This window comes from Cognatilysobacter lacus (genome assembly GCF_008274655.1).
GTDB classification, from domain to species: domain Bacteria; phylum Pseudomonadota; class Gammaproteobacteria; order Xanthomonadales; family Xanthomonadaceae; genus Cognatilysobacter; species Cognatilysobacter lacus.
Genome location: NZ_VTRV01000091.1, coordinates 1 through 10,634, shown reverse-complemented (window position 1 = coordinate 10,634; position 10,634 = coordinate 1). Strand labels below are relative to the sequence as shown.

The window sequence follows — 10,634 nt, the reverse complement described above, 5'->3', positions numbered from 1 at the left end:
GCTCAAGCGCACCGCGCCCCGACTCCACCAACGCGCGGCCTGCGTCCGCCATCCGGGCGCGGAGCTCCGGATCGGCCAGCATCGACTCCAGCGCCTGGCCGACCGCAGCTTCGTCCGCGCCCACGCGCAGGGCGCCCGCCGCGACCAGACGGTGCGAGATATCGGCGAAATTGTGCAGGTGCGGTCCGGTGACGATCGGGGTGCCTGTCGCCGCGGGCTCAAGCAGGTTGTGCCCACCCACCTCCTGCAGCGAGCCACCGACGAAGGCGACGTCGGCGCAGGCATAGAAGTTGAGCAGCTCACCGAGCGTGTCGATCACGAACACGTCGCAGTGGGCGGTTGCCCAGCGATCCTCGGAGCGACGCAGCGTGCGAAAGCCCGCCGCCGTCGCTTGCTCGGCGACCGCGCGGAAGCGTTCGGGATGTCGCGGTGCCCACATCAGCAGGAGGTCCGGCCAACGACCGCGCAGGCGCCGATGCAGCGCAATCACCGCGGCCTCTTCGTCGACGTGCGTGCTCGCTGCGATCCATGCCAGGCGCGCCGCGCGGCGCGCGCGGCAGTCGCGACCGAACGCGACGACGCTCGGTGGCAGCGCGAGGTCGAACTTCAGGTTGCCCGTTTCCTGCACGCAGGCGGGTTCCGCGCCGAGGCGAACGAAGCGGCGTGCGTCGGCGTGCGACTGCGCACCGATCCCACGAACCGTGCGCAGCGCGCGGGCGACCAGGGGCGCCAGCGCGCGATAACCGCGTAGCGAGCGCGCCGACAGTCGCGCATTCAACACGTACACCGGCACGCCATGGTCGCGGCAGCCGAACAGCAGGTTCGGCCAAAGCTCGGTTTCCATGATCAGCGCGGCGTACGGCCGGAAATGGCGCAGGAAACGCGCGACCGCGCCGGGAAGGTCGTACGGAAGGTAGGCGTGGTCGACGCGATCGCCCCACAGCGCACCGACGCGCGCGGAACCCGTCGGCGTGATCGTGGTGACCAGCAGGCGCAGGTCGGGACGTCGCGCGAGCAGCGCATCGACCAGCGGTATCGCGGCATTAACCTCCCCGACGGAGACGGCATGCACCCACAGCACGCGGGTGGCGCGCGGCGGCCCGAAGCCTGCATAGCGCTCGCCCCAGCGCTCGAAGTAGGCCGACTGCCGGAAGCCGCGCCAGATCAGGTGGTACACCGTGATCGGCGTGAGCACGTAGAGCACCAACGAATACATCGCGCGTAGCAGGCGCTCCACGCGATCGGGGGCGGTCGTCGCAGGCATCAGTACGGCGGCGCCCCGCCATCGGGCCGACGCTTGAAGCGCCGATGGATCCACAGGTACTGCGGGGGCGCCTCGCGCACCATCGACTCGATCGCGGCGTTGACGCGCGTGCTGTCGAGCGTCGCGTCGGTCGAGGGAAAGTGCTCGAGCGGCGGCGCGATCCGCAGCACGTAACGCGCGCCTTCGCGCCGATGGAAGAACGGGACCACCGCGCAACCGCTGAGCCGGGCGAACTGGTGCGTCGCGGTGATCGTGGCGGCGGGCACGCCGAAGAACGGCGCGAACACCGTGTCCTTGCCGCGCATGTCCTGGTCGGGGGCGTACCACAGGAAACCGCCGTGCTTGAGGTGGCGCATGGCGGGGCGGATGTCCTCGTTGGTGAACATCGCGGCCGCGTACCGCAGGCGCCCGCGCTTGACCGCATGCTCCATGACGGGGTTCCGGTAGCGGCGGTACATGCCGGCCAGCGGCACGTGATCACACAGCAGGCGGCCGCACATCTCGAGCGTCATGAAATGACCGGAGACCATGAGCACGCCGCGGCCCTGCGCCTGCAGCGCGCGCAGATGTTCGAGGCCTTCGATGACGACATCGCGCCGCATCGGCTCGATCCCGCCCCACCATGCGCGCGCGAATTCGAACAGGCCGATGCCGAAGTCACGGAACGTATCGCGCAGCAGGCGCTCGCGTGCGGAGTCGTCCAGTTCGGGAAAACACAGGCGCAGGTTGACGCGCGCCGCGTGGCGACGCGAACCGGCCAGCGCGTACGCGAGCGCGCCGATGCCGCGACCGAGCATGCGCTGCAGCGACCACGGCAGTCGCGCGGCGCCGGAGAGCATCGCCACGCCTGCGCGCATCGGCCAATGGCGCGCGCCGCGCGGCATGTCGCCGGCAGACGTTGGCGTCGCCGTCTTCGTCACGCCGCGGCCGCCGGGTCGACGCGGTCGTTGGCCAGCAGGCTGCCCGCATAGAGCGCGAACAGCATCAGCGTGAGGCCGCCCCAGAACGTCGAATAGAACGCCAGGTGCGTGTTCAACGGGAACACCGTGACGACCAGCGCGAGCATCGCCGGCCGCGCCTGTCGGCGGGCCGCCTCGTCCGCATAGCGCCACGCACGCCAGGCCTGCGCGGCACCGGCCAGCCACAACAGCAGGCCGATCACACCGGTTTCGCTGAGGATTTCCAACACGATCTGGTGCGCGTGCAGCGCCGGGCCGTCGCCCCATTCGGCACGCCGGCCCGGCGCCGGATCGCAGCCCGGGAACGCCTGCCGGAAGCGGCGCACACCCACGCCGTTGACCGGATGCTCGCGTGCCATGCAGGTCGCGGCCAGCCAGATGCGGCCACGCCCGGACAACGCGCTGTCGATGTCGCGGTGGTCGCCGGCAAGCACGCGCGTGGTGCGATCGATTCGATCGCGCACCTGCGGCACGGTCAGCGCCAACACGGCCAGCGCGAGCGCGCCGAACAGGAACACGCCCGCGAGCCGCTTCCAGCCCAGCACGCGCCAGCCCGACAGCAGCAGCACGAGCCCGTAGGTGATCCACGACGCGCGCGAGCCGGCCAGAACGATCACGATGCCAACCGCCGCCGCGGCTGCGAGCCAGCCGGGTGCCTTGAAGCGTCGCGAGGCCTCGTGCAGGAGCAACGGCGACAGGCTCGCGATGACCTGGCCGAGCTTGAGGTTGCACGGGCCGAGGAACCCGCTGAGGCGATCCACGGAAGCCGCGGCGTCCGCCGGACACATGCCGTGGCCGCTGATCGCGTGCTTGGCCTGGTCGATCATCGCGAACAACGGACTGGTGCCGGTCACCGACTGCAGCAGCGCGTCGCCAACCCACACGGCGACGATGATCGCGAGCCCGGTGAACGTGCGTCGTCGCGATTCGCTGTTGGCGACCGAAGCAGCGACGAGCCACAGGAACGGCAGGTGGCGGAGGTCCGCCGCGGCGTCGAGCAGCGCCCGCGGCGGATCGAACGTGTCGAATGCCGAGATGAAGCGCGGTAGCCAGTAGGCCGCGAACATCACGCTGGTCAGCGCCCACGCCGGGCCGCTCAGCAGGCGCGTGCCGCCGCGGAATCGCGCGCGCACCAGCATGTACATCGCGACCAGCGCGCCGATCACCAGCACCGCCTCGGCATAGCCCGGCGCCGGCCACAGCGCGACATAGGCGAGCACCCACGCCGGCGCCCAGCGCCAGCCGGTCTCCGGCACGCCGTCAGCCCGCGAGTTCGTGATAGACGCCAAGCGTCGCCTCCTGCATGGCCTGCAAAGTGAGCGGAATGCTAGCTGGCAGCCGTGGGGGCCGTGCGAGCAATACGGTCGCCGCCGCGTGCAGGCGGTCGGGATCGAACGGCGGCACCGCGCCTTCCGGCTGGAAATCCGCGAGCAGTTCGCCCACACCGCCATGCGCCCAGCCGAGCACGGGGCGGCCAACCGACAATGCCTCCAGCACCGTGCGGCCGAACGATTCGGGCTTGCGCGAAAGTTGCAGCACGAGATCACTGGCGGCGTAGGCGCGTGCAATCGCGTCGGTCGGGGGCGTGAGCGCGACCGCACCGGCGATGCCCAGCCGCGCGGCGTCGCGCTCCAGCTCGACGATATAGGCCTCGCGGCCGGCTTCGCGCGCACCTGGCAACCACAGGCGTGCATCGACGCCGTCGGCGCGAAGGCGCGCCAGCAGCGCGAGCCCGTCCGCATGGCCTTTCAAACGCGTGCCTCGGCCCGGCAGCAGCAGCAACGGCCCCTCGCCGCCCAGCGCCGGATGCAACGAGGCGGCCCAGGTGCGTGCATCTGCGTCGTGCATCGGCGCGGGCGGAAACATCGACGCATCGATGCCGCGCGGAATCACGCGCAGTTCCGCGGCATGGGTTCGCGGGTAGTGCTCGCGCACATAGTCGCGAACGGTGCGGGACACACAGATCACCCGTTCGCCGCGCGTCATGACCGCGCTGTAGCGCGATGGCGAATTGAGCCCGTGCACCGTGGTCACGAAATGGGGCCGCCGCGACGCGTCGAGGCCGCGCAGTGCGAACAGCGCGAGCCACGCAGGCAGGCGCGAGCGCGCATGCACGATGTCGGCGCCTTCGATCGCGCGACGCAGCGCGTACACGTTGCGCAGCACCGCAAGCGACTTGCGCCCGATGTCGAGGGTGACGTGCTCGGCACCGAGCGACAGCAGCCGCGGCACCAGCCGGCCACCGCGCGACACGACCACCGCACGGTGCCCCGCCGTTACCAGCGCCTGCGCGATCTCCAGCGTCGAACGCTCGACGCCACCGGACTCCAGCGCGGGCAGCAACTGGACGACAGTCAGCGGGCGGGACGGGTCGGGAGACGAAGCCATGCCGGGCTCGGGGCCGCGGGCCTCACTCCTCCAGCACGAACTCGGCGCCGCAATACGGGCACTTGCATTCGCGCTCGGCTTCGATCGGCAGGTAGACGCGCGGGTGCGAGTTCCACAGCGCCATCTCGGGCAGCGGGCAACTCAGCGGCAGATCCTTGATCCCCACGACGTAGCGCTTGCGGGCATTGGCCGGCTCGGCGGCGTGCGGGGCGGAAGCGGTGGGCTCGGTCATGGTCGGCGCGCGCTGCGGACAGGGCCACGATTCTACCAGCCGCGCCACGCGCGCCCGTCAGCGCGGCAGGTCGAACAGCAGCAGCTCGGCTGCGGTATCGGCCTCGATGTGCAGGGGGCCGCCCTCGTCGACGAATCCGAGTGCATCGCCGGCGCGAAGCGGGTGGTCGGCTGCACTCACCGTGCCGCGGGTGACCTGCAGCCAGTAACGACGATCGCTGTCGAGTTCGCGATGCACGGCCGCGCCCGCCGCGAGCGCGACGCGGTAGAGCCGTGCCGCCTGGCGGATCGCGATGCTGCCACCGGCACCGTCGGGCGACGCGAGCAAGACCCAGCCGCCGTCGTCGTCACCCGGCTGCGGGGCGCGCTGCGCGTACGCCGGCGGCGCGTTGACTCGATCGGGCTGGATCCAAACCTGCAGGAAGTGCACGGGCTCGGCCGGCGAGGCATTGAACTCGCTGTGCTGCACGCCGTGGCCCGCGCTCATCCACTGCACTTCGCCGCGACCGATCGTGCCGCCGCCCCCCGCGCTGTCGCGATGCGAAAGTGCGCCGTCCAGCACGATCGAGAGGATTTCCATGTTCGCGTGGCTGTGCGGCGGGAATCCGCCACCGCCGGCGACGCGATCCTCGTTGATCACGCGCAGTGGCCCGAACCCCATCCACTGGGGGTCGTAGTACTGGCCAAACGAGAACGTGTGGTGGCTGTCAAGCCAGCCGCCGTGCGTTGCGTGGCCGCGCGAATCGCCGGGGCGCTCGATGATCATCGGCCTAGTTCTTCTTCGGCGGCACCGCGGCCCTGGCACGCGGACCGGCGCCGGGCGAGCCGTCCGCCTTCGGCACCATCGCCTCGGTGGTGATGTGGATGCGGATTTCGTCGCTGACGTTCGGGATGAAGTTGGCGATGCCGAAGTCACTCCGCTTGATCGTGGTCGTCGCGTCGAAACCGACGGCCTCGCGCTTGGCCATCGGATGCAGGCCGGCGCCGTTGAGGGACACGTCCAGCACCGCCGGCCGGGTTACGCCGTGCACGGTGAGGTCGCCCGTCACGCGCAGCTTCCTGTCGCCCGCCGCTTCAACCCGGGTGCTGTTGAACGTGATGACCGGGTACTTGGCCGCATCGAAGAAATCGGCGGTACGAAGGTGCTCGTCTAGCGCGGTGACATGGGTGTCGAGGCCAGTGAGTGGCAGCGTCACCTTCACCGAAGAGGCCCCGACATTGCGGGCGTCATACACGATCGTGCCGTCGGCCTGGCCGAAGTTGGCCGACGGGTGCGAGAAGCCGAAGTGCGTCCACGTCGCGGTGACCTGCGTGTGGTTGGCGTCGATGCGGTAAGCAATGGGCGCGGCGAGCGCGGCACCGGCGACGCCGGCAAGCGCGATACCAAGGACGATGTGCTTGAACATGACCGTGCTCCGTGAAATGGGATGTCGCTTACAGGATCTGCGCGGCTTCATCGAACGGCAGTCGCGGCGAACGCGGGAACACCTGGCTGAAATCGCCATGACCCAGGTTCACCAGGAAATTCGAGCGGATGCGCGTGCCAGCGAAGAACTCGGCGTCGACCTTGGCATTGTCGAAGCCCGACATCGGGCCGGTATCGAGCCCCAGCGCGCGCGCGGCGAGGATGAGGTACGCACCCTGCAGCGAGCCGTTGCGCAGGGCGATGGTCTCGAGGTCCGCCTCGGGCTTGCCGTCGAACCAGCCCTTGGCGTCGACATGGGGGAACAGGTAGGGCAGCTTTTCGTAGAACGCCATGTCGTGCGCGACGATCACGGTGACGGGCGCCTCGATCGTCTTCGCACGGTTTCCTTCGTCGAGCGCAGGCGCAAGGCGCTGCTTCGACGCGGCGGATTTCAGGAAAACGAATCGCGCGGGCGTGGTGTTCGCCGTGGTCGGGCCAAGGCGGACCAGCTCGTAGAGGCGGTGCAGCGTCTCGTCGCCGACCTCGCCGGTAAAGCGGTTGTGGGTGCGCGCGTTGATGAACAGCTGGTCCAGCGCCTCCTGCGGTAGCGGCTGCGACATGGGCATTTCCTCGACAGGGGGACGGGCAGTGTAGAGTCACGCCGCGAAACGGCCGTCGCCGGCCCGGAACGGATCGATACGACCGGTGCAACGTTCAACGCCCACGCAGATCGTCACCCTCACCGATGGCCATGCCGGCAACCTGCGGCAGGCGCGCGCGCTCGCGGCGGCGATGAAGCTGCCGTCGACCGACATGCTGTTGAAGGCGCGCCTGCCGTGGCGCTGGTTCGCGCCGCGGCTTCTCGCAGGCAGCGAGCACGCATTCGGCGATGCCTTCTCGCAGCTGCTCGCCGACCCGTCACTGCCGTCCACCCTGGTGATCGGCTGCGGCCGCCAGTCCGCGCTGGCGACTCGGCTGCTTCGCATGCACGGCGCCCACGCGGTGCAGATCCTCGATCCGCGTATCCGCACGTCGCACTGGGACGTCGTGCTCGCGCCCCGGCACGATAGGCTGCGCGGCCCGAACGTGGTGGAGCTGACCGGGTCGATCAATCCGGTGCAGGACACGTGGCTCGGCGCATCGCGCGCGGCCTTCGCCGCGCTGGGCCGGTTGCCGTCGCCGCGCACGGCGCTGCTGATCGGCGGCCCGACGTCCAACTTCAACGTGTCGATGCGCCACCTCGACCGATGGCTGCGCGACGTACGCGCCGTGATCGAGCGCGAGGGCGGCAGCGTGCTGGCGACCACGTCCCGGCGCACGCCGCCAGCGATGGTCGCGCGGGTGAGGAAGCGGCTGCATGGGCTGCCCGGGGTCGTGTGGACGGGCTCGGTCGACGGTCGCAATCCATATGCCGCGCTGCTCGGCTGGGCGGATCGGATCGTGTGCACGGCCGATTCCGTGAACATGGTGTCCGAGGCGTGCGCCACGCGTGCGCCCGTATTCGTTGCCGGCGACCGCCGAATCCGTGGACGACCGCGCCGTTTCATCGACGCGTTGCTGCGCGCTGGACGGGTTCGGCGGCTCGACGCCGAGATGCTGGCGTTCGAGACCGAGCCCCTGCGCGAGACCGAGCGCGTCGCCGCGCTCCTGAGGCAACGGTTCGGGATAGACCCCTGACGGAGCCGAGCGCGTTACGCCGGTGACGGCGCGGCGGCGCCGAACGCAAGGCCGTAACGGCTGGCAATCGAACGCACCTCACGACGGGCGCTTTCGATCGCATCATCGAGGGGCACGCGCCGCGTGCGGCGGTCGAGCGTGCAGTCAAGCCCACGCGCGAGCAGCAGCGCGTGCGCAGCGACGAGGGCGAATGCGGCCTCGCCATCGAGCACGCCGGTGACGCGACATGCTTCGATCAGGTCGTCCGTTGCGCGCGGACGCAGCAGTTCCGGCGATCTGGACGCACACGCCAGCACGCGCGACTGCAGGATGAACTCCAGATCGACCAGCCCGCCCTCGCCCTGCTTGAGGTCGAAGGTGGCGGCATCGCTGCGATCGAGTTCGGCGCGCATGCGCGCCCGCATGCGCGACACTTCCTCGACCACCGTCGCCTCGTCTCGAGTACGTGACAGCACCTCGGCGCGCACGTGCTCGAAATCGGCGCAGAGGCTTGCATCGCCGCCGATGCAACGCGCGCGCACAAGCGCCTGGTGCTCCCACGTCCATGCGCGCTCGCGCTGGTAGGCCGCGAATCCGGCGAGGCTCGAGACCAGCAGCCCTTTCGCGCCGTCGGGGCGCAGGCGCACGTCGACGTCGTAGAGCCGCCCTGCCCCCGTCGGCGCACCCAAGAGCGACACCACCTTCTGCGCCAGCCGCGCATGCCACCGTTGCGCGTCGAGGGGCCGCGCACCGTCGGACTCGACGTCCGCCGGCGCGTCGAACAGGAACACGAGGTCGAGGTCGGAACCGAAGCCGAGTTCCTCGCCGCCAAGGCTGCCGTAGCCGAGCACCGCGAAACGTGCGCCGTGGATGCGGCCGCTTGCGGCAGCGACCTCGCGATCGGCGATATCCACGATCGCGGCAACCACCGCATCCGCGAGCCAGGCGAGTTGGCGCGTCGCGTCAGCCGCGGACTGCCGCTGGTCGCGCACCGCCATGGCGATGCGGAAGCTCAACGCATGGCGTGCCTCGTTCAGCGCGCGAAGCGCGTGTTCGGTGTCCTCGATGCCGGCGATTGCTGCATCGCATGCCGCGCGCAGCGCGTCGCGATCGGGCGAGGCGCCCTCGACGCGCGAGTCGAGCAGCTCGTCGAGCAGCAACGGGTGCGATGCAAGGCGCTCGGCCAGCAGCGCGCTCTGCGCGACGACATCGACCAGGCGTGCGAGCGCGGCCGGCTGTTCATCGAGCAACGCGAGATAAGCGCTGCGCCGCAGCACGTTGCCGACCAGCGCAAGCAGCCGGCGCATCGCCAGCATTGGCTCGCTCGAACGCGCGGCGCCTTGCAGCAGCACCGGCATGACCCGGTCGAGCCGTGCACGCGTCGCATCGGAAAGCGCGTGCACCGCGGGCGCGCGCGCGAAGTCGCGCAGCAGTGAATCCGCGTCCTGCGGCTGCGGGAAACCGGCACGCGCCAGCACAGCGGCGTCGCCGGCGCGTGGCAATGCATGCCAATAGGCCGCGAGGTCGCCGGGAACCGGATCGCGCGCGCGCGGCGCAAGCAGCGCATTGAACTCGACGGCGACCTCGTCGCGCACGGAACCGAGCCGCCTGAGCAGCGCATTCCAGTCGACATCGCCCAGGCCGGTGGCGATGCGGTGGCGGTCGAGCGCGTCGTCCGGCAGCGCATGCGTCTGCGCGTCGCGCAGCATCTGCAGGCGGTTTTCGAGACGCCGCAGCGTACGGTAGTCGCGGGCGAGCGCGTCGCCCGTCGCCGCGTCGACGTGGCCGGCGTCGATCAGCGCCCGCAGCGCGGGCAACAGCCGACGCTCGCGCAGGGCCGGCTCGCGGCCGCCGCGGATGAGCTGGAGCGCCTGCACGAGGAATTCGATCTCGCGGATGCCGCCCGGTCCGCGCTTGATGTCGTCGACCAGGTCGCGGCGCGCGACTTCGGCCGCGATGGATGCCTTCATCGCGCGCAGGCCATCGAGCGCGCCGAAGTCGAGATACCGTCGATAGACGAACGGACGCAGCGTTTCGAGGAAACGCTCACCCGCCGCGACGTCGCCGGCCACCGGACGCGCCTTCTGCCATGCATAGCGTTCCCAGTCGCGGCCTTCGCGCTGGAAGTACTGCTCGAGCGCGGGGAACGACCACGCCAGCCGGCCCGCGCTGCCGAATGGCCGCAGGCGCAGGTCCACGCGGTGCGCGAAGCCGTCTGCGGTCAGCTCGTCGAGCAGCTTGGCCAGTTGCTGCCCGAGACGCGCGAAGTAGGCTTCCGCGCCGAGCGGGCGCGCACCGTCCGATTCGCCGTCACATTCATAGCCGTAGACGAGGTCGATGTCGGAGCTGAAGTTGAGCTCGCCGCCGCCAAGCTTGCCGAGGCCAAAAACGACGAGGCGCTGCACCGTGCCGGTCGCGTCCCGTACGACGCCGTGGCGCGCGGCGAATTGCGCCTCCACCGCGTCGAGCGCGAGGGCGAGGCAGCGCTCGGCGAGATGCGTGCTGCCGGCCAGCGTGGCATCGACATCATCAAGGCCGTGAACATCGCGCCAGACCAGGCGGGCGGAGCCGGCCGCGCGATAGCGACGCAACGCCCGCGGCCAATCGTGCGGCGATGCGGGGTCGAGGAGGGGCTCGGGGACGCCGGTTTCGCAGCCATCGGCGAGCAGGCGCGCGAGCAGGTCGGGATCGCGGGCCAGGACATCGATCGCGAAGTCGCTCGCGCGGGCCA

General features: G+C 70.5%; 10 protein-coding genes. 1 reads left to right on the top strand and 9 read right to left on the bottom strand.

Going from position 1 to position 10,634, the window contains the following annotated elements; translation table 11 throughout:
* The 8 genes from waaA to FW784_RS09130 all read right to left on the bottom strand — a co-directional run.
* The coding region (waaA, locus tag FW784_RS09165; protein ID WP_149353043.1) for a lipid IV(A) 3-deoxy-D-manno-octulosonic acid transferase at window positions 1-1,264 on the bottom strand (1,264 nt) is incomplete at its 3' end.
* A complete protein-coding gene (gene lpxL / locus FW784_RS09160; RefSeq protein WP_149353044.1) occupies window positions 1,264-2,148 on the bottom strand; it encodes an LpxL/LpxP family Kdo(2)-lipid IV(A) lauroyl/palmitoleoyl acyltransferase in 885 nt (294 codons plus the stop codon). The genes waaA and lpxL, both read right to left, overlap by 1 nt.
* 32 nt (window positions 2,149-2,180) lie before the next feature.
* Window positions 2,181-3,503 carry an O-antigen ligase family protein gene (locus FW784_RS09155; protein WP_425481620.1) on the bottom strand — a complete coding sequence of 441 codons (1,323 nt, stop codon included), beginning with the start codon at window positions 3,501-3,503 and terminating at the stop codon, window positions 2,181-2,183.
* The gene (locus FW784_RS09150; protein WP_149353041.1) at window positions 3,484-4,611 is read right to left on the bottom strand and encodes a glycosyltransferase; all 1,128 of its coding nucleotides are present in this window, start codon (window positions 4,609-4,611) and stop codon (window positions 3,484-3,486) included. Before FW784_RS09150 ends, FW784_RS09155 begins: the two co-directional genes overlap by 20 nt.
* Window positions 4,612-4,633: 22 nt before the next feature.
* The gene (locus tag FW784_RS09145) at window positions 4,634-4,843 is read right to left on the bottom strand and encodes a zinc-finger domain-containing protein (RefSeq protein ID WP_149353040.1); all 210 of its coding nucleotides are present in this window, start codon (window positions 4,841-4,843) and stop codon (window positions 4,634-4,636) included.
* A gap of 57 nt (window positions 4,844-4,900) precedes the next feature.
* Window positions 4,901-5,608, bottom strand: coding sequence for a pirin family protein (locus tag FW784_RS09140; RefSeq protein ID WP_149353039.1), 708 nt, complete (start codon window positions 5,606-5,608; stop codon window positions 4,901-4,903).
* Between the two features lie 4 nt (window positions 5,609-5,612).
* A complete protein-coding gene (locus FW784_RS09135; protein WP_149353038.1) occupies window positions 5,613-6,248 on the bottom strand; it encodes a YceI family protein in 636 nt (211 codons plus the stop codon).
* Window positions 6,249-6,276: 28 nt separating this feature from the next.
* Complete coding sequence (locus FW784_RS09130; RefSeq protein WP_149353037.1) at window positions 6,277-6,867, bottom strand: malonic semialdehyde reductase; 591 nt, start codon at window positions 6,865-6,867, stop codon at window positions 6,277-6,279.
* Window positions 6,868-6,952: 85 nt separating this feature from the next.
* Here FW784_RS09130 and FW784_RS09125 point away from each other — a divergent pair, with 85 nt between their 5' ends.
* Window positions 6,953-7,924 carry a mitochondrial fission ELM1 family protein gene (locus tag FW784_RS09125; protein ID WP_149353036.1) on the top strand — a complete coding sequence of 324 codons (972 nt, stop codon included), beginning with the start codon at window positions 6,953-6,955 and terminating at the stop codon, window positions 7,922-7,924.
* A gap of 14 nt (window positions 7,925-7,938) precedes the next feature.
* Here FW784_RS09125 and glnE read toward each other — a convergent pair.
* A partial coding sequence (glnE, locus tag FW784_RS09120) for a bifunctional [glutamate--ammonia ligase]-adenylyl-L-tyrosine phosphorylase/[glutamate--ammonia-ligase] adenylyltransferase (RefSeq protein ID WP_149353035.1) occupies window positions 7,939-10,634 on the bottom strand: 2,696 nt, incomplete at its 5' end.